The following is an 18,873-nucleotide window of genomic DNA, read 5'->3' on the forward strand; positions in this document are numbered from 1 at the left end:
GTAGCGTCCTCGGTGCTCGCCCACCCAGGGCCACCGAGGAGGATTCCCATGGCTGTCCCGAAGCGGAAGATGTCCCGCAGCAACACCCGCCACCGCCGCGCCCAGTGGAAGGCGACCACCGCGCAATTGGTGCCTCTCACCATCGACGGCGTCGCCCACCTCGTGCCGCAGCACCTGGTCAAGGCGTACGAGCGCGGGCTGCTGCGCCCCGAGGGCTGACGCCGGATGCCGTACGACCGCCTGCCCGTCACCGTCCTGTCCGGCTTCCTCGGGGCGGGCAAGACCACGCTGCTCAACCACGTCCTCGCCAACCGCGAGGGCCTGCGGGTCGCCGTCATCGTCAACGACATGAGCGAGGTCAACATCGACGCCGCGCTGGTGCGCGGCGGTGAGGCCGCCCTGTCGCGGACCGAGGAACGCCTCGTCGAGATGACCAACGGCTGCATCTGCTGCACGCTGCGCGACGACCTGCTTGAGGAGGTCGACCGGCTGGCCCGCGAGGGCCGCTTCGACCACCTCCTGATCGAGTCCTCGGGCATCTCCGAGCCGATGCCGGTCGCGGCCACCTTCGCCTTCGCCCGCGACGACGGCGCCACCCTCGGCGAGGTCGCCGCGCTGGACACCATGGTCACGGTCGTCGACGCCGCGAACTTCCTGCCGGAGCTGGAGTCGGGTGACGAGCTCGCCGAGCGCGGGCTGGCGCCGTTCGAGGACGACGAGCGCACCGTCAGCGATCTCCTGGTCGACCAGGTCGAGTTCGCCGACGTCATCGTGCTCAACAAGCTCGACCTCGTGGACGCAGGCGCCGCAGACCGGCTGCAAGCGGTGCTCACCCGTCTCAATCCCGCCGCGCGCATCGTCACGGCCACACACGCGCGGGTGGATGTCCAACAGGTCCTCGGCACCCGCCTGTTCGACCTCGAACGCGCCCAACAGGCACCGGGATGGGTGCAGGAACTCAACGGCGACCACGTGCCCGAGACCGAGGAGTACGGCATCTCCTCCACCGTGTTCCGCTCCGAACTCCTCTTCCATCCCGGCCGGTTGTGGCGTTTCGTGACCGAGGACCTGGACAGCGGCGCCTACGGCCGGGTCCTGCGCTCCAAGGGCTTCTTCACCCTGGCCGGCCGCCCGCACGTGACGGGCCTGTGGTCCCAGGCCGGCACCGTGGCCCGCTTCGAGCCGTCCGCCGTCCGGGACCGCGAAGCGCCGTACGCACAGGAACTGGTCCTGATCGGCACGCAGTTGAACGCGCCGGGACTCCAAGCCGCCCTGACCGGCTGCCTGATGACACCCGGCGAGAGCCTCCCGCCGGTCGATCCGTTCCCCGCCTGGGACACGTACGGCATCGACGAGGCCTGCGATCACGAGCGCGCGGCCCAGGACCGACTGTCCGTGGCCTGACTATCCTGGCCGAAAGGAGGCGGTCCTGCTCGCGGTGAGCGTGAAGGGAGCCGCGTGTGACTGGGAAGAGCGGCGGCGACACACTGCGGCGGGCGCGGGAGGCCGTGGCCCGGGAGGCGTGGGCCGAGGCGTACGGACTGCTGCGGCGCCTGGACCCCGGCCGGCTCACCGCCGACGACTGTGCCGCCTTCGCCGACGCCGCCTGGTGGACGAGCCGTGTCGAGGAGTCGATCGTCCAGCGGATGCGCGCCTACGCCGGGTACACGGCGGCCGGCGACGACCGGCGGGCCGCGTACTGCGCCTGGATGCTCTTCTACGAGCACCAGCTGGCCGGCCGCTCGGCCGTGGCCGCCGGCTGGCTGCGCCGGGCCCGGCAGCATCTGCGCGACCAGCCCGAGTGCGTCGAGCAGTGCTATCTCGCCTGGATGGACGCGGAGGCGGCGCAGCAGCGCGGCGCGTTCGACGAGGCGATGGCCGCGGCCCGGCGCATGGCCGAGATCGCGCGCCGCTGTGACAGCCCCGATCTGCACGCCATGGGCGTCCAGGCGCAGGCGGGCGTCCTGGTCGCCCGGGGCAGGGTCGCCGAGGGGCTCGAGCTCCTCGACGACGCGATGTGCTCGGCCACGGCGGGCGAGCTCAGCGCCTTCTTCACCGGCTGGGTCTACTGCCTGGGCCTGCAGCAGTGCATGGCCTGCGCCGACCTCGCACGCGCCGCCGAGTGGACCGAGGCGGCCATGAGCTGGTGCGCCTCGATGCCGGCGGAGAACAACTTCCGGGGGCTGTGCCGGGTGCACCGGGTGGAGGTGCTGGAGCTGCGGGGCAGCTGGACGCGGGCGCTGGCCGAGGCCGTACGGACCTGCGAGGAGTTGCTGCCCTACGAGCGGCGGATGGCCGCCGAGGCGTTCTATGTGACCGGGGAGGTCCGGCGGCGGCGCGGTGAGCTGGCCGCGGCCGAGGAGTCGTACGCCAGGGCTCATGAACTGGGCCGTGACCCGCAGCCCGGGCTCGCCCTGCTGCGGCTGGCCCAGGGGAAGGCCGAGGCCTCGGCCGCCGCGCTGCGCCCGGCCCTCGACGACAGCCGCAAGGCCCCCGGGCCCGGCGGTCTCGAACACTGCCGGCTGCTCGCGGCCCGGGTGGAGATCTGCCTCGCCCTCGGCCGGCTGGACGAGGGCGCCACCGCGGCCGAGGAGCTGGAGGACCTGGCCCGGGAGTGGCAGGAGCGGCGCGGTTCGCAGACGACGCCGCTGCACGCGAGCGCGGCCTGGGCGGGCGGCGCGGTGGCGTTCGCGGCCCGTGACCTCGAGCGGGCGCTGCCGCTGCTGCGCCGGGCCGTGACGCTCTGGCTGGAGCTGCAGGTGCCGTATGAGGCGGCCCAGGTGCGGATGACGCTGGCGGCGGCGGATCGCGCCGCGGGCGACGACGAGGGGGCGCGGATGGAGCTGCGGGCCGCCGGGCAGGTCTTCCGGGAGCTGGGCGCCGTACCGGACGCCCGTCGGGCGGCGGCTCTGCTGGCCGATGTGGAGCACCGGCGGCCGGGCGGGCTGACCGGGCGGGAGATCGAGGTGCTGCGGCTGGTCGCGGCGGGCGCGACCAACCGGGCCATCGCCGCGGAACTGGTGATCAGCGAGCACACCGTCGCCCGGCACCTCAACAACATCTTCGCCAAGCTCGACGTGTCCTCGCGGGCGGCGGCGACGGCGTACGCCTGCACGCACGGCCTGGCCTGATGGGCCGTTCTGCCCATGCCTTCCTGTGCCCGGGATGGGCCGTTTCGGCGATGAGGACACATCCCCTTCCCGCATAGACCGGTGGTGTGCCCCCTCCCGACACCGGAACGGAAAGCAGGTGGCCACCATGACAACCACCTCCACACCGGCCCTCGACGAGCAGTTGCTGGGGCGGCTGCGCGGGGCCGTGCGCGGCGAGATCGTCGAACCGGGCGACCCGGAGTACGACGAGGCGCGCCTGGTCTACAACGCGCTGCACGACAAGCGGCCGGCGATCGTCGTCAGGGCCGTCGACACGGGCGATGTGATGGCCACCGTGGACTTCGCGCGCGAGCAGGGCCTCGCTCTCGCGGTCCGCGGCGGCAGCCACAGCGTCGCCGGGCACGGGACCTGTGACGGCGGTGTCGTCCTCGACCTCGGCCGGATGCGCGGGATCCGCGTCGACCCCGATGCCCGTACGGCGTGGGTCGAGGGCGGCTGCACCTGGGCGGACGTCAACCACGCCACGCACGCCTTCGGCCTGGCCACCACCGGCGGGATCGTCTCCACCACCGGGGTGGGCGGCCTGACGACGGGCGGCGGCATGGGCTATCTGGCCCGCCGCTGCGGTCTGGCGTGCGACAACCTGACCTCGGTGGACCTGGTGACCGCCGACGGATCCTTCCTGACCTGCACGGACGAGCAGAACAGCGACCTGATGTGGGCGGTGCGCGGGGGCGGCGGCAACTTCGGCGTCGTCACGTCCTTCGCCTACCGGCTGCACCCCGTCGCCGACATCCTCGGCGGGCCGACGTTCTTCCCGCTGGACGCCGATGTGATGCGCCGGTACCGGGAGCTGATCGCGGAGGGCGACGAACGGCTCGGCGCCCTGCTCGTCGTAGGCCTCGGACCGCCGCTGCCGTTCCTGCCCGAACGCTGGCACGGGCGGCCGCTGTGCGGCGTGGTCACCTGCTGGACCGGCCCCGAGGACGAGGACGACCGCATCCGCGACCGCGTCGCCGGGCTCGGACCGGTGCTGGGCCGGATGGTGGAGCGCATGCCCTACCCGGTGATCAACACCCTGTTCGACGAGCTCGTGCCGCCCGGCCTCTTCCACTACTGGAAGGGCGCCTTCAGCCGCGGCCTGCCGGACGGAGTCGTCGACGCGTTCGTCGAGTACGGCGCCACGACCCCGTCCATCCAGAGCGTGACGGTCGTCTTCCCCGTCGACGGCGCCTGCCACCGCATCCGCCCGGAGGACACCGCCTTCTCCTACCGGGACGCCGACTACTCGATCGCACTCAGCCCCACCCTGACCACCCGGGAGGACTGCGAGGCCCAGAAGGCCTGGGTCCGCGCCTTCTACAAGGCCCTCGAACCGCACTGCGCAGGAGGCGGCTACGTCAACTTCATGGACGCCGACGACCACGACCGCGTACGCGCCAACTACCGCGGCAACCACGCCCGTCTGACGGACCTGAAGCGCCGCTACGACCCGGGCAACCTGTTCCGCCTGAACCACAACATCGCGCCCTGAGGAAAGCCCTTCGCGGCACTTGAGGAATCTTGCGGGCTCGTGGGTGTTGAACCCTTCATGAGCTCCGCGATCGCCTCGACCCGCTTCTCCGTCCTCGACCGCTCCCGCACCCGCGAGGGCCGCACGAACGCCGAGGCGCTGCGCGACACCGTAGAAATGGCGCGGGCGCTGGAGGAGCTCGGCTACCACCGGGTCTGGGTCTCGGAGCATCACGGGGTGCCCGGGGTCGCCGGGTCGGCACCGACCGTGCTGGCCGCGGCCGTCGCGGCGGCGACCCGGACGATCCGGGTCGGGACCGGCGGTGTGATGCTGCCCAACCATCAACCCCTGGTCGTGGCCGAGCAGTTCGGGGTGCTGGAGTCCCTCTTCCCTGGACGCATCGACATGGGGCTCGGCCGCTCGGTCGGCTTCACGGACGGGGTGCGCAGGGCGCTCGGGCGGGACAAGGGCGACGCCGAGGACTTCGGGGCGCAGCTCGAGGAGCTGCTCGGCTGGTTCCGCGGGACGTCCCCGACCGGGGTTCATGCACGGCCCGCCGAGGGGCTGAGCGTGCCGCCGTTCGTACTGGCCATGGGCGAGGGCGCCGCGATCGCGGCCCGTGCGGGGCTGCCGATGGTCATCGGCGACCTCCGCAACCGGGAGAAGATGCAGCGCGGCATCGACCACTACCGCGCCCACTTCCGCCCCTCCCCCTGGGCCGCCGAACCGTACGTCGTCATCTCCGGCACGATCGCCGTCGCCGACAGCCCCGACCAGGCCCGCCGGCTGCTGATCCCGGAGGCCTGGTCGATGGCGTACTCCCGCACCCACGGCACCTTCCCACCGCTGCCGCCCGCCGAGCGCGTCGAGGCGCTCGCCATGACAACCAAGGAGCGCGGCTTCTACGAGGCCGGGCTCGCCGGGCACATCGCGGGCACCGAGGAGCAAGTGGCGCACGAGCTGGAGACAGTGATCAAGGAGACAGGGGCGCAGGAGGTGCTGGTGACGACCAGTACGTACGACCGGGCGGCGCTGGTGGACTCGTATCGCCGCCTCGCCCGCATCGCCGCCAGCGGGCTCGGCGGTTGACCTGCGGGTCGCGGTCTCAGCCGGTGGTGATCACCATCCGGAAGCGGGCCTTGCCGGAGAGCATCTTCTCGTACGCCTCGCCGGCCCGGTCCAGCGGCAGGGTCTCGGTCATCGGGCGGATGCCGTGCAGGGCGCTGAACGCCATGGTGTCCTGCACGTCCTGCGAGGTGCCGGACGGATGGCCGCGGACGACCCGGCCGCTCATGAGCAGCTGCACCGGGCTGATCCCCAGGGGCTCGGCGTCCGCCCCGATGACCACCAGCTCGCCGCGGGGCGACAGCCCGTCCACGGTCGCCGTGATGGCCTGCGAGTTGCCGGCCGTGGCCAGGACGACCTTGGCGCCGCCCAGTGACCGCAGCGCTTCGGCGACGGGCGTGGCCGCCGTGCTGTCGATGTAGTGGTGGGCGCCGAGCTGCTTGGCGAAGTCGGCCTTCTCCGCCCCGCGGGCGATCCCCACGGTCTCGTAGCCCATCGCGGCCGCGTACTGCACGCCCAGGTGGCCCAGACCGCCGAGGCCGAGCACGGCGACCAGGTCGCCCGGCCGGGCCGAGCTGCGCCGCAGTCCGTTGTACGTGGTCACGCCCGCACAGGCCAGGGGCCCCGCGTCGCTCGCGGACAGGGCGTCGGGAATCCGGGCCAATGCGTCGGCCGGCGCGATCAGCATCTCGGCGAAGCCGCCGTCGTACGCCCAACCGGGCACCTTCAGGCTCTCGCAGACGATGAAGTCGCCCTGCCAGCAGCGTGTGCAGTGGCCGCAGCTGCCGCCGAACCAGCCGACCGCCACCCGGTCGCCCACCTGCCAGCCGCGGTCCTGGGCGCCCTCGCCGAGCGCGTCGATCCGTCCGGCGATCTCGTGTCCGGGGACCACCGGGAAGCTGATGCCCGGCGCTCCGGCGTTCACGAACATGGTGTCGCTGTGGCAGACCCCGCAGGCCTCCACCGCCACGCGTACGTGGCCGGGGCCGGGCTGCGGCACCTCCCGCTCGACGATCTGGAACGGCCCGCCGGCCTCCACGGCCTGCGCGACTCGATAGGTGTCCATCTGTCCCTCCGGGATGGGCGGGAAAGGGGGGAAGTTCCAGGAACCAGCAGAACAGCTCGCGGCCGATCACGCGCGCGGGATGGAAGAAGCTTTGCGGGCCGCTCTCGCCGACGTCGGCGGTCGGGGTTACGAGATGGCCCGGAGCCGGCCGTGGGGCCGGCGGCGCAGTTGCTCGACTGCCTCGGCCGTCCGCTCGTCCGCGGGCAGGAAGACCACCAACTGCTGGGCGTCAGAGGAGAGTTCGAGCGTCTCGCGCTCGAGCCGGAGTTCGCCCCCGGACGGGTGGTCGAGGCGGAGCGGTCCGCGGGGCGGAACCACGTGGCGGTTCAGGCGGCGCGTGAAGTCGGGGCCCGCGACGGGGGCGAGTTCGGCGGTGAACCACTCCGAGTTCTCCATGGACGGTGCGAGCCACAGGTCGAAGACCTGCTCGTCCGCCACGTCGTCCCAGTCGGCGAAGAACGTCCGGGCGCGGGGGTCGGTGAACAGGTAGCGGGTGAGGTTCGGTTCGTCCGCGTCGAGCAGTCCGGCCGCGCTCATCACCGACTCGTAGCCGCCGGTGTGGGCGAGGACGTCGCCGAGCCGGTTGGTGACCATGGCGATCCCCGGCTCGATGAGACGGAGCGTCTCCAGGACCTGCCGCCGGACCTGGCGGCGCGGTGGTGCGGGCTGGGTGTGGGCGACGCATTCACCGCCGGTGATCTTCGCGAGGTAGCGCAGGTGGTTGCGCTCCGACGGGTCGAGGCTGAGGGCGTCGGCCACCGCGTTGACCACCGCCACCGACGGGTTGCGGTCGCGGCCCTGTTCGATGCGGGTGAGGTACTCGACGCTGATGCCGGCCCGCGCGGCGAGATCCTGGCGGCGCAGACCCGGTGACCGGCGGCGGCCGCGCTCGGGCAGTCCCAGCGACTGAGGCTGGATGCTGTCGCGCTTGGCCCGGATGAAGTCCCCCAACGGCGTGCCCATGGTGGCGAGCATAGGACGCGGCCCGCTGGTCGCGGAGGGCTCAGCGTGGCCCTGTGGGGGCCAGCCTGAGCACGGTCTGGTTGGGGTCGCGGTGCGGTCTGATCGTGGTGGCCATGGAGAAGAACGAGCAGAGCAAGCACAAGCTGGTGATCGTCGTCGGAAGCGTCCGGGACGGGCGGTTCGGCCCGGTCGTGTCCTCGTGGGTCGCCGAACAGGCCGTAACGCACGGCGGGTTCGAGGTGGAGGTCGTCGATCTGGCCGAGATCGACATCCCGTTGGCGCTGCCTGCGGCCTCCCCGAAGTACGCCGGAGACGAGTACCCCCGTCCGGCCGGGATGGCGGCCCTCACCTCGGCCCTGGAGGGCGCGGACGCGTTCGTCGTGGTGACACCGGAGTACAACCACAGCTATCCCGCATCGCTGAAGGCCGCCATCGACTGGCACTTCACCCAGTGGACGGCCAAGCCCGTCGCCTTCGTCAGCTACGGCGGCGCGGCGGGCGGCCGGCACGCGGTGCTGCACCTGGAGAACGTCCTGACCGAGCTGCACGCCGTGACGATCCGCGACGGCCTCGCCTTCCCGAACTACTTCACGGCGTGGCAGGACGGCCGTCCCCTCGACACCGAAGCTCCCGGGTACGCCAAGACGCTGCTGGACCAGCTGGCCTGGTGGGCGGGTGCGCTCCGGTCGGCCCGGGAGGCGACTCCCTATCCGGCGTGAGGCTGCGTCCTAGTCCCTTCGCATGCGGACGGCGACGAAGAACGGCGTCTGAAGAGTCTTGAGGTAGCGGTTCTCGTCGACTCGGCGGGCGGACTCCTCGGCCCGCGGCTCCACAAGTCGCTCCAGGGCGAACCCGGCGTCGAGAAGCTCACCCAGGAAGGTCTGCATCGTCATACGGCGGTAGGAGTTGGTGAACCCGCTCTCCCCGAAGCGGGTCTCGACACGGTCCTCGTCGAAGTAGGAGCCACCGTGCCACACCCAGTCGGCGGTCGGATGGACCGTGGAAACCAGCAGCGTTCCGCCGGGACGCAGCACGCGGTGCAGTTCGGCCAACAGCTGCGTGCGGTCGTCCAGGTGATGGTGCACCAGGGCCACGACTGCAAGGTCGAAGGAACCGTCCGACAGGAAATCGAGCGGCTCCTCCAGGTCGTGGTGGTGCAGCGTGACGGTCGCTTCGCGGCCGACCCGGTCGCGGGCGTGGCGCAACAGCGTCGCGCTGCCCTCCACGCCGACCACCTCGGCCGCGCCGCGGGCCCGCAGTTCGGCGATGTAGTGCCCGGCACCGCAGCCGACGTCCAGGACACGCAGGCCGGTGACGTCGCCGGCCAGGGCGAGCATGGCGGGCCGGTCGGTGTGAGCGTTGTAGGGGCCGTCGGTGGCCGATTGGGCGAAGTAGTCGCCAAGGGCGCCCTCGTAGGCGGTGTTGATGCGCATCACGGCATGCTGTCAGCAACCCTCACGCGGGGACAGGCTCCCGGCGGCCGGACCGGCCTGCGCTGCCCGGTGCGGCGAGAAATCCGGTCGACAGGCGGGGTCGCGACGTACTGGGATGGCCGAGGCCGCCCGCCGCACGGAGCGGGCCGACCGCAGGAGCTGCTGTTGGCGACCGGGAGAACCGCGGGCATCCGCCCCGCGATCGATACCGCGCTGGCCAGGCACCTGGTTGATGCGCAGTTCCCGCAGTGGGCCGAACTGCCCCTGGAGTTGCTCGACCCGGCCGGCTCGGACCACGTGATCTTCCGGCTGGGTGAGGAGCTGTCCGTCCGGTTGCCCCGCCAGGCCGGAGCCGTCGGGCAGGCCAGGAAGGAGTCCGAGTGGCTGCCCCGGCTCGCCCCGCACCTGCCCCTGGCCGTCCCGGTGCCGGTGGGGGTGGGAGAACCCGGCTTCGGCTATCCATGGCCATGGTCGGTGTCCCGCTGGCTGGACGGCGAGGTCGCGACCGTCGAGGCGCTGGCCGACTCGTGCGTGGCCGCGGTAGAACTGGCGGAGTTCCTGGTCGCCCTTCAGCGGTTCACTCCCGAGGCCATCCCGGTCGAGGATGCCCGCGCGGAGCTCACCGCCGGGTCTCTGGCCGACCGGGACCGTGCCACGCGTGCCGCGATCGCGCAGGTCGACGGCGCTTTCGACGCCGCGGCGATGGCCGGGCTGTGGGACACGGCGCTGGGCGCCCCCGCGTGGGATCGCCCACCGGTCTGGTTCCACGGCGACTTCCACACCGGCAATCTGCTGACCGTCGGCGGCCGTCTGAGCGCGGTCATCGACTTCGGCGGGCTCGGTGTGGGCGACCCGGCCTGCGACTTGACCATCGCCTTCACGTTGATGTCGGCCGCGAGCCGGGCCGCCTTCCGCGCCGCACTCGGCGTGGACGACGCCACCTGGCTGCGGGGCCGCGGCTGGGCCTTGGCCACGGGCCTGAGCGCCCATACCGCCTACGCCGCCGTCAATCCGCGGGTCGCTGCGCAGACCACCCGCCAGATCACCGAGGCCCTGATCGGCTAGGCGACCAGGGCCGCATCTCCACCGACACCGCGTCAGCGCTTCCACTCCTCCGGCCCACCGCCCCGCCACTCGATCAGCGGGGACTGCCGCACCCAGTCCTCGTCCACGTCCTCCAAACCCGCGAGGCGCAGAAACTCGACGATGTCCAGGATCCCGTACGCCATGCCCAGGAACCGGTCGGCGGCACGGACCCGCCGCCCGCCGTCCTCAGCGGGCGGGTAGATCGCGATGGACGGGGCGCCGGTCATACAGCCAGCCTCGCCCCGAGCCGGGAGCGGCGCATGACGGAGTGCGCCGACCGCGTGGACCCCCGGGAGGTTGCTCAGCTCGTGCGGGGGCTGTTGCGAGCGCGGTCCAGGTAGTCGGCCAGCGCTCGCCATTCGCCGGCCGGTGCCGCAGGGTCTCCGGACATGGCCGCCGGATCGTCCCGCCAGGCAGCGCGCACGCCGGCCGAGATGCCGGCGTCGCCGCCGGTGAACAGCGCGCTCAGCTCATCCATGCGGGCCACGAGCCGGCGGACGTTGCGGTCGGTGGGAGGGGTGCCGGCCGTGCGGAGCCGTTCGGCCCTGCGGTACAGCTCGGGCCACTCGATCTCCAGCAGGTAATGTGCCGCGGGCCCCAGGGCAGCGGCACGAGTCCGCAGGACGTGGATCTGGTCGGCATCCAGGTGGCGGCCCAGCGTGTGCTCTCCCTCCGGACCGGTGCCGCCGATCGCGTGCAGCGCGTCGAGCAGGTCCGTGGTCGTCGGGGCCCGGTCGGCCGACAGCTCGTCGCCGAGTCGCACGAGCCGCTCCTTCAGGACACCGAGCGCGGCGATGGACTCCTCCACACCGGCCAGGTGGTCCCGGACCAACCGCACCGGGTCGACCCCCGCATCGAGGCAGACGGCGATCGTGTCCAGAGCCAGCCCCAGACTGCGCAGCGCCAGCACCTGATACAGACGGACGAGGTCTTCCTCGGTGTACTCCCTGTGTCCCCCCGTGGTGCGCTGTGAGGGGCTGAGCAGCCCGATGGTGTCCCAGTGGTGCAGCGTGCGCACGGTCAGCCCGCTGGCCTCGGCGAGCCGGCCCACCTTCCAGGTCGCAGAAGTGGTCATGGAGCAACGATGCAGCCTCACACCGCGTGAGGTTCAAGCCCGGGACAGCGATGCACTGCCGCCCCGTGACGGCCACCGAGCGCCCCTCACCCCCCTCGCATAGAATCGCGGGGTTTGTCCCGCCCCCGTCGAAGACCCACCCGTACGGAGCCCACTTCATGCCCGACCCACACGGCTCACACGATCCCTACGTCCGCGTCCGCGGCGCCCGTGAGCACAACCTCAAGGGCGTGGACGTCGACATCCCCCGGGACGTGTTGACCGTGTTCACGGGCGTGTCCGGGTCCGGGAAGTCGTCGCTGGCGTTCGGCACGATCTACGCCGAGGCGCAGCGCCGCTACTTCGAGTCGGTCGCCCCGTACGCGCGCCGTCTGATCCACCAGGTGGGTGCGCCGAAGGTCGGCGAGATCACCGGACTGCCGCCCGCGGTCTCCCTCCAGCAGCGGCGCTCGTCGCCGACGTCCCGCTCGTCCGTCGGCACGGTCACCAACCTCTCCAACTCCCTGCGCATGCTGTTCTCCCGCGCCGGTGACTACCCGCCCGGCGCCGAGCGCCTCGACTCGGACGCCTTCTCCCCCAACACGGCCGCGGGCGCCTGCCCCGAGTGCCACGGCCTGGGTCAAGTGCACCGTACGACCGAGGAGTTGCTGGTCCCCGACCCGTCGCTGTCGATCCGCGAGGGCGCGATCGCGGCCTGGCCGGGCGCCTGGCAGGGCAAGAACCTGCGGGACATCCTGGACGCGCTCGACCACGACGTGGACCAGCCGTGGCGCGAACTGCCCGCCGAGCAGCGGCAGTGGATCCTGTTCACCGACGAGCAGCCGGTCGTCACCGTGCACCCCGTGCGCGACGCCGACCGCATCCAACGGCCGTACCAGGGCACGTACATGAGCGCCCACCGGTACGTCATGAAGACCTTCTCCGACTCCAAGAGCCCGACACTGCGGGCCAAGGCGGAACGCTTCCTGACCAGCGCCCCCTGCCCGGCCTGCGGCGGCAGCAGGCTGCGCCCCGAGGCAATGGCGGTGACCTTCGCCGGCCGTACGATCGCCGAGCTGGCCGCGCTGCCGATCACGGATCTCGCCGACGCCCTGGCCGCCACCTCCGAGGCCGCCCGCGTCCTCACCGAGGACCTGAAGTCCCGTATCGCCCCGATCCTCGAACTCGGCCTCGGCTACCTCAGCCTGGACCGCTCCACCCCCACCCTCTCCGCGGGTGAACTCCAACGGCTGCGCCTGGCAACGCAGTTGCGGTCCGGGCTGTTCGGTGTGGTGTACGTCCTCGACGAACCCTCCGCCGGACTGCACCCGGCGGACACGGAGGCCCTGCTCACCGTCCTGGAGCGGCTGAAGTCCGCCGGGAACTCGGTGTTCGTCGTCGAGCACCACCTCGACGTCGTACGCGGCGCCGACTGGCTGGTGGACGTGGGCCCGCGCGCCGGGGAGCACGGTGGGGAGGTGCTGCACAGCGGCCCGGTGGCGGACCTGGCCGCGGTGGCGGACTCCGCGACGGCCCGCTATCTCTTCGACGGATCGCCCACTCGGGTACGCCAAGTGCGCACCGCCCGGGGCCAGTTGAAGGTCGGCCCGGTCACCCGGCACAACCTGCGCGGGGTGACGGCCGAGTTCCCGCTCGGCGTGTTCACCGCGGTCACCGGCGTCTCCGGGTCCGGCAAATCCACGCTCATCGGAGAGATCACCGAGGACCTGGCGGGCGTGGAACGCCTGGTCTCGGTCGACCAGAAGCCCATCGGCCGCACCCCGCGCTCCAACCTGGCGACCTACACCGGCCTCTTCGACGTCGTACGAAAGGTGTTCGCGTCCACCGACGCGGCACGCGCCCGCAGTTACGGCGTCGGACGGTTCTCCTTCAACGTCGCCGGCGGGCGCTGCGAGACCTGCCAGGGCGAGGGGTTCGTCAGCGTCGAGCTGCTGTTCCTGCCGAGCACATACGCGCCGTGCCCGGACTGCGGCGGGGCCCGCTACAACCCCGAGACGCTCGAAGTGACCTACCGGGGACGGAACATCGCGCAGGTGCTGGACCTGACGGTGGAGAGCGCGGCGGAGTTCTTCGCCGACACCCCGGCGGTGGCCCGCAGCCTGACCACCCTCCTCGACGTCGGCCTCGGCTATCTGCGCCTCGGGCAGCCCGCCACCGAACTGTCCGGCGGCGAGGCCCAACGCATCAAGCTGGCAAGCGAGTTGCAGCGCGGCCGCCGCGGCCACACCCTCTACCTCCTCGACGAGCCGACCACCGGCCTCCACCCGGCCGACGTCGAGGTCCTGATGCGCCAACTCCACGGACTGGTCGACGCCGGCCACACCGTGATCGTCGTCGAGCACGACATGTCGGTCGTGGCGGGCGCGGACTGGGTGATCGACCTTGGGCCGGGCGGCGGGGACGCGGGCGGGCGGGTCGTGGCGGCGGGGACGCCGACGGAGGTCGCGGGGGCGGGCGGGAGCGCCACGGCTGCCTATCTGGCCCGGGCGCTTGGCTGAGCGCAGATGCCCGGGGTCGGCCCCAGCGGTGGTCGGAGCAGTGGACCAAGGCCCGAATCGTCCGCTTTAGACTGACCGGTTCCGCGTCGGTCAACGTGACGCGGCGGCAATAGCATCGGCCGCGGAGGGGATGCCCGCCCGACACCGATCACCAGGAGGTCGTCATGGCTGACGACACCACGATCCAGGAGCGTGCGCTCACCGCGCCGAAACAGATCCCCGGAACTCCCAACGCGGACGCCGAGCCCCCGACCGTCGCCCGGTCGGGGAGCAGCATCTTCGTCCTCTGGCACGAGTTTCCGCCCGGCTTCGATCCGAACGACCCGCAGCCGGACGTCTTCCTGGCCCGGAGCAAGGACGGGGGCACGACGTTCCTGCCCCGGATCAACCTCAGCGACAGTCGCACGATCTTCTCCGGCGGCGAGAGGATCGCGGTGTCGGGTACCCGGGTCTATGTGGTGTGGGCCGAGGGCGGCGACGTGGTCTTCCGGCGGGACCGGGAGAACGACGGCATCTTCGCCAACCGCATCAAGCTGAGCGATGCCACCACCGGCACCGATCCCGACTTCCTTCGAGTGGTGGCATCCGGGACCAACGTCTTCGTGGCCTGGCAGGCGGTGGTGAACAACCAATTCGCCGTCTTCCTCACCCGGAGTGCCAACGGAGGTGACAGCTTCCAGGCCCCCACGAAGGTCAGCGCCGACAACCCGGAGTCGCCGAGCCTGGACATGACGTTGGCCGGCGACAACCGGGTCCTGCTTGCCTGGCGCGATTCCAACGGCCCCGCGGGCGCGGGAATCGAGATCTTCTACGCCCTGAAGCCGTAACCGTTCATCGGGTGGTGAGCAGGCCGGCCACGAGGTCGCGCGGCAGCCCGTGGGTGTCGTGCAGGTAGCCGAAGTCCTCGTCCGTCAGCGGTCGCTGGAACTCCGAGCGGGACAGCACGCGGCGACCTCGTTCGAGGAGTTTCGTGAACCGCCGTTCCTCCTCCAGCAGTTCGTCACGGATCGGGCCGGCTCCGCAGGGCTGGCGGAAGTGGTCGAGGGTGTGCTCGATGAGTTCCTCCGGCAGGTCGGACAAGGTTCGGTCGGAGCCGTCGCGCCTCAGCGTGGTGAGGAGGCGGCGGAGCAGGCGGCGCAGTACGTAGCCGCGGCCGGTGTTGGACGGGCGTACGCCGTCGCCGAGTACGACGATGCCCGAGCGCAGGTGGTCGCAGACGAGACGCATCGAGGGCTCGTCCAGGTCCCACAGCGGCGGCAGCAGTCGCGTCCACGGCTCGAACAGGTCCGTCTCGTAGACCGAGTTGTGGCCCTGGAGGACGGTCAGCAGCCGTTCCAGTCCCATGCCCGTGTCGACGCTTGGCTGCCGGAGAGGTTCGAGGCTGCCGTCCTCGTGGCGGTGGTAGCGCATGTGGACGTGGTTCCAGATCTCCACCCAGCGCGGGTCGGTGGTCGGGGTGCCCCGGGGTGAGGTGTCGCCGGTCCAGACGAAGATCTCCGAGTCGGGACCGCACGGGCCGACAGGGCCGTTGGACCACCAGTTGTCCTCGACGGTCGGCTCCACGGGCACTCCCAACTCCCGCCAGGTGCTCAGGGATTCGATGTCGGGGCCCACCTGGTCGTCGCCGCCGAAGACGGTGACGTGCAGCCGGTCGTGCGGGATGCCGAATCCGTCGCTCAGCAGCTCGTGTCCCCACCGCAGGCTCTGCGAGTGGCCGTAGTCGCCCAGCGACCAGGAGCCGAGCATCTCGAAGACGGTCAGGTGGGTGAGGTCGCCGATCTCGTCGAGGTCTGTCGTGCGCAGACAGCGCTGGACGTTGAGCAGGCGTCGGCCGTGGGGATGGGGGCGGCCCTGGAGGTAGGGCGTGAGGGGGTGCATGCCGGAGGTGGTGAACAGCACCGGGTCCGAGGGCGGGGGCAGGAGCGAGCTTCCGGTGACGAGGTGGTGTCCGCGCTCGCGGTAGAAGTCGGTGAACGTCCGCAGGGTCTGCTCGGTGTTCATGGCGTTGGTCCTTCGGGTCGTGGGGACCGGAAAGAACCGCGCGAGCAGACGGGGAGGAGAGGTGCGACGACGTCCCGGCGGTCCGTTTCCGGCCGCCGGGGAATGTGGTGGAGAGGTCAGGCGTCGGCAGCCGGTGAGCTGGTCGCTCGCGCGGCTGCGGTGCGGGTTCGCCTGATGACCTTCATGGGATCAACGCTAACAGTCGGTGCCCGAGCCGTCCTCGGGTTTTTCTCTCGCCGCGCCTACGCCACCAACGCGGCGTGGGTCCAGTCGGGTTGGGCCGTTGCGCCTGGCTGCGCGGCCCGGGCGAGGGAGCGACGGTCGGGGTGGCTGCCGGGCGGGATGACCGGCCGTACCTCCACCTCGGCGACCAGCCCGCGGGCCGACACCACCCGCCACACCGAGGCCAGCAGCGAGTCGTCGCCGATGAAGGCGGGCGCCGTGCTGGACGGCCCGCCGGTCACCCGGTACTGCAGGCGTACGGGCTGGACGGGCACGCCGGCGTCCAGCGCGGCCTGGAAGACTGCCCGGCGGAAGTTGCCCTGGGCGCGGCCGCACCAGGTGCTGCCCTCGGGGAAGACCCCGACGGCCTGCCCGTCGCGCAGCGCGTCCGCAATGCGGGCGACCGTGCCGGGGAGGGCGCGCAGCCGGTTGCGGTCGATGAACAGGGCGCCGCGCGCGGCCACCGGCCCGGCCACCGGCCACTGCCGGATGTCGGACTTGGCCAGCATCCGGGCCGGGCGGACGGCGGCCAGCAGCGGGATGTCCAGCCAGGAGATGTGGTTGGCGACCAGCAGCAGTCCGCCGGTGGGCGCGGCGGCGCCGGTGATACGGACCTGGACCCCTGCGGCCCGTACGATCCACCGGCACCACCGCTTGACCCACTCGGCGGGGATCTTCCCGCCGAGCGGCGACAGCCCGATCCCGACGATCATCAGGATCGTGACCGCCGCGATCCGCGCCACGGCACGTGGTACGGCCGTGACGGACCCCGTCGGCTCGATGCACGCCCTGGGGGTGCAGGGCGCGCTGGGCTGCCAGACGCTCATCAGGCCGGGACGAGGGAGAGGAAGTGCCGCAGATAGCGCGGGTTGACCCGGCGCATCGACAGCAGCACGTACATGTCGGCGACCCCGAAGTCCGGGTCGTGGGCGGGCTCGGCGCACACCCAGGCACCGAGGCGCAGGTAGCCGCGCAGCAGGGCGGGGAGTTCGGTGCGCGCGGCCGGGGCGGCCGTGTTCGGGACCCAGGGCAGCAGGGGCCGTACCCGGAACTCCTCCGGCGCCAGGTACTTGTCCCGCACCCGGTCCCAGGTCGCGGAGGCGAGCGCGCCACCGTCGGCGAGCGGGATGGAGCAGCAGCCGGCCAGCCACTCGTGGCCGCGGTCGACCATGTAGCGGGCGATGCCGGCCCAGATGAGGCCGATGACGGCGCCGTCGCGGTGGTCGGGGTGCACGCAGGAGCGGCCGACCTCGACCAGGCCGGGGCGGATCACGTCGAGCGCACCCAGGTCGAACTCGCCCTCGGAGTACAGCCGTCCGGCGACCGCGGCGCGCTCCGGCGGCAGCAGCCGGTAGGTGCCGACGACCTGGCCGGTCACCTCCTCGCGCACCAGCAGGTGGTCGCAGTACGCGTCGAAGGAGTCGATGTCGTAGCCGGGCTGCGGGGTGGCCAGCAGGGCGCCCATCTCCCCGGCGAACACCTCGTGCCGCAGCCGCTGCGCGGCACGCACGTCGGCCTCGTCGCGAGCGAGGGAGACGGAGTAGCGGGTGGGGGCCTCGGACTGCGGGGGACGGTCGAGGGTGGTTACGCCGGTCATGGCTCTCTCCTGATCGCGGGCCGGGTCGGCGGAGCGGGCGGCAGACCGGTAGCGTTCGATCTGCCGCCCCTGTTCTTCCGATGCCGACTGACCTTCGCGTGTCCGGCGCAGAGAGAGCGGGTGTGGGGTTGTTGAACGGCTCGCTCAGCGGGCCGATCGTGCGCTGCCGTTCACTTCGCGGCCACGCACTGCTCCAGCCATCCCCTCGTTTCCGCCTCGTCGAGCACACGCTCCAGGACCAGGTCCCCGGTCATGCCGGGGAAGAACCGGCCCGCGGGCCAGCCCCGCTGGTACGGCGGCGGGTCGAGGACGAGCAGCCGTACACCGTCAACGACCGGGATGTCCGCGGGGGTTCCCTCGTTCCACACCCACTCGCCGTCCGGGCCCACGAGGTTGAAGGAACCGGTGGTCGGCACCTGCCCGGCCGCGTCACGGCACACCGCGGCCTCCTGGGCGGACGGGGCGTGACCGGGCACGTGGCCGCCGCCCACGAGGACGTCGGCGAGGAGGGTGTGCAGCTGGAAGTTGTCGCCGAGGCCGCTCATGCGCAGCGCATAGCCGGTGCCGGTCGGCCGGTGGAGCACGACCATCGGCTCGTCGTCGAGGACGAGCAGGGCGTAGTACAGGCACTTGAAGTCGTGGTCGGAGGCCTCCTGCACGGACCTCACCGCCTCCAGCAGCCGGAGGCGCCGGTCGCCGAGCTCAGCCCGCACCGCGGCGTGGTTGAGCATCGCCACGGACGCCATCTCCCACTGGGGCAGCGTCAGCCAGCCCTCCGCCGCGTCCTCGCCGACCCGTTCGAGGGCCGCTTCGTCCAGGGCGTCCGGATCCGGATCGGGGATCTCTCCCCCGCCGGTCGCCACCCAGCGCGCGCAGAACTCCGCGGCGACGCCGAGCGCTTCGCCGAGCCCGTCGAAGACGTACGGCGCGCAGGCGCCCGCGTCGGCGCCCCGCTCGACGCATGCCCCGACCAGTACGGCGACCAGGCCGCGGGGCCCGAAGGGCACCTCCGGAAGCAGCGCCGCCAGCCGCGGCCCGGCCTGGACGAACTCGCCGTCCCCCGCCTTGGCGTAGTGCTGCTGAATCTCCTGCATCGCGCGCTGCGAACGCTCCCCGTCCCGCTCACGCACAGCGGCCTCGAACCCGGCGACGGCCTCGAGGAACCGCTCCCTCCCCTTACGTCCAAAGATCATGCGCGGACACTACACACAGCCCACAAGCGAGACGGGGCCGGGGAGCAC

Annotated in this window: 18 protein-coding genes; 9 read left to right on the forward strand and 9 right to left on the reverse strand. The window is 72.0% G+C overall.

Going from position 1 to position 18,873, the window contains the following annotated elements:
* Positions 1-48 precede the first annotated feature (48 nt).
* The 5 genes from rpmF (at position 49) to ACFY1L_RS00235 (ending at position 5,715) form a co-directional block, all read left to right on the forward strand.
* Entirely contained in the window at positions 49-219 is a 171-nt protein-coding gene (rpmF, locus tag ACFY1L_RS00215) for a 50S ribosomal protein L32 (protein ID WP_388815761.1), read from the forward strand.
* 6 nt (positions 220-225) lie between these two features.
* The gene (locus tag ACFY1L_RS00220; protein WP_388815764.1) at positions 226-1,404 is read left to right on the forward strand and encodes a GTP-binding protein; all 1,179 of its coding nucleotides are present in this window, start codon (positions 226-228) and stop codon (positions 1,402-1,404) included.
* A gap of 56 nt (positions 1,405-1,460) precedes the next feature.
* Positions 1,461-3,131: a LuxR C-terminal-related transcriptional regulator gene (locus ACFY1L_RS00225; RefSeq protein ID WP_388815766.1), complete on the forward strand. Its 1,671-nt coding sequence runs from the start codon at positions 1,461-1,463 to the stop codon at positions 3,129-3,131.
* 127 nt (positions 3,132-3,258) lie between these two features.
* On the forward strand, positions 3,259-4,647 hold the full coding sequence (locus tag ACFY1L_RS00230; RefSeq protein ID WP_388815769.1) for an FAD-binding oxidoreductase: 1,389 nt from the start codon (positions 3,259-3,261) through the stop codon (positions 4,645-4,647).
* A gap of 57 nt (positions 4,648-4,704) precedes the next feature.
* A complete protein-coding gene (locus ACFY1L_RS00235) occupies positions 4,705-5,715 on the forward strand; it encodes an LLM class flavin-dependent oxidoreductase (protein WP_388815772.1) in 1,011 nt (336 codons plus the stop codon).
* Positions 5,716-5,731: 16 nt separating this feature from the next.
* Here the strand turns inward: ACFY1L_RS00235 and ACFY1L_RS00240 are convergent, their stop codons facing one another.
* Both ACFY1L_RS00240 and ACFY1L_RS00245 read right to left on the reverse strand, forming a co-directional pair.
* Positions 5,732-6,757 (reverse strand): alcohol dehydrogenase, encoded by a 1,026-nt coding sequence (locus ACFY1L_RS00240; RefSeq protein ID WP_388815775.1) that lies wholly within the window; start codon positions 6,755-6,757, stop codon positions 5,732-5,734.
* 126 nt (positions 6,758-6,883) lie between these two features.
* Entirely contained in the window at positions 6,884-7,720 is an 837-nt protein-coding gene (locus ACFY1L_RS00245; RefSeq protein WP_388815778.1) for a helix-turn-helix domain-containing protein, read from the reverse strand.
* Between the two features lie 113 nt (positions 7,721-7,833).
* On the opposite strand from ACFY1L_RS00245, the gene ACFY1L_RS00250 reads away from it, so the two are divergent.
* Positions 7,834-8,439: an NADPH-dependent FMN reductase gene (locus ACFY1L_RS00250; RefSeq protein WP_388818826.1), complete on the forward strand. Its 606-nt coding sequence runs from the start codon at positions 7,834-7,836 to the stop codon at positions 8,437-8,439.
* A 9-nt stretch (positions 8,440-8,448) separates the two neighbouring features.
* Here ACFY1L_RS00250 and ACFY1L_RS00255 read toward each other — a convergent pair whose 3' ends face one another.
* A complete protein-coding gene (locus tag ACFY1L_RS00255; RefSeq protein WP_388815780.1) occupies positions 8,449-9,153 on the reverse strand; it encodes a class I SAM-dependent methyltransferase in 705 nt (234 codons plus the stop codon).
* A gap of 165 nt (positions 9,154-9,318) precedes the next feature.
* Here ACFY1L_RS00255 and ACFY1L_RS00260 point away from each other — a divergent pair, with 165 nt between their 5' ends.
* Positions 9,319-10,218 (forward strand): aminoglycoside phosphotransferase family protein, encoded by a 900-nt coding sequence (locus ACFY1L_RS00260; RefSeq protein WP_388815783.1) that lies wholly within the window; start codon positions 9,319-9,321, stop codon positions 10,216-10,218.
* Between the two features lie 32 nt (positions 10,219-10,250).
* Here the strand turns inward: ACFY1L_RS00260 and ACFY1L_RS00265 are convergent, their stop codons facing one another.
* Together ACFY1L_RS00265 and ACFY1L_RS00270 are read right to left on the reverse strand one after the other, a co-directional pair.
* Positions 10,251-10,466 (reverse strand): hypothetical protein, encoded by a 216-nt coding sequence (locus ACFY1L_RS00265; RefSeq protein WP_388815786.1) that lies wholly within the window; start codon positions 10,464-10,466, stop codon positions 10,251-10,253.
* A 74-nt stretch (positions 10,467-10,540) separates the two neighbouring features.
* Positions 10,541-11,314, reverse strand: a complete 774-nt coding sequence (locus ACFY1L_RS00270; RefSeq protein WP_388815789.1) for a MerR family transcriptional regulator — start codon at positions 11,312-11,314, stop codon at positions 10,541-10,543.
* A gap of 158 nt (positions 11,315-11,472) precedes the next feature.
* Here ACFY1L_RS00270 and ACFY1L_RS00275 point away from each other — a divergent pair, with 158 nt between their 5' ends.
* Complete coding sequence (locus ACFY1L_RS00275) at positions 11,473-13,812, forward strand: ATP-binding cassette domain-containing protein (RefSeq protein ID WP_388815792.1); 2,340 nt, start codon at positions 11,473-11,475, stop codon at positions 13,810-13,812.
* 164 nt (positions 13,813-13,976) lie between these two features.
* Positions 13,977-14,639 carry a hypothetical protein gene (locus ACFY1L_RS00280; RefSeq protein WP_388815795.1) on the forward strand — a complete coding sequence of 221 codons (663 nt, stop codon included), beginning with the start codon at positions 13,977-13,979 and terminating at the stop codon, positions 14,637-14,639.
* Positions 14,640-14,643: 4 nt separating this feature from the next.
* On the opposite strand, the gene ACFY1L_RS00285 is transcribed toward ACFY1L_RS00280, so the two are convergent.
* The 4 genes from ACFY1L_RS00285 to ACFY1L_RS00300 all read right to left on the reverse strand — a co-directional run bounded on the left by ACFY1L_RS00285 (position 14,644) and on the right by ACFY1L_RS00300 (position 18,825).
* Positions 14,644-15,813: an alanine--tRNA ligase-related protein gene (locus ACFY1L_RS00285; protein ID WP_388815798.1), complete on the reverse strand. Its 1,170-nt coding sequence runs from the start codon at positions 15,811-15,813 to the stop codon at positions 14,644-14,646.
* A gap of 242 nt (positions 15,814-16,055) precedes the next feature.
* Positions 16,056-16,862, reverse strand: coding sequence for a lysophospholipid acyltransferase family protein (locus tag ACFY1L_RS00290; RefSeq protein ID WP_388815801.1), 807 nt, complete (start codon positions 16,860-16,862; stop codon positions 16,056-16,058).
* The gene (locus ACFY1L_RS00295; protein WP_388815804.1) at positions 16,862-17,632 is read right to left on the reverse strand and encodes a GNAT family N-acetyltransferase; all 771 of its coding nucleotides are present in this window, start codon (positions 17,630-17,632) and stop codon (positions 16,862-16,864) included. The genes ACFY1L_RS00290 and ACFY1L_RS00295 overlap by 1 nt, the downstream gene beginning before the upstream one ends.
* 170 nt (positions 17,633-17,802) lie before the next feature.
* The gene (locus tag ACFY1L_RS00300; protein ID WP_388815807.1) at positions 17,803-18,825 is read right to left on the reverse strand and encodes a hypothetical protein; all 1,023 of its coding nucleotides are present in this window, start codon (positions 18,823-18,825) and stop codon (positions 17,803-17,805) included.
* Positions 18,826-18,873: the final 48 nt, after the last annotated feature.

This window comes from Streptomyces sp. NPDC001663, from assembly GCF_042893105.1.
Classification (GTDB): domain Bacteria; phylum Actinomycetota; class Actinomycetes; order Streptomycetales; family Streptomycetaceae; genus Streptomyces.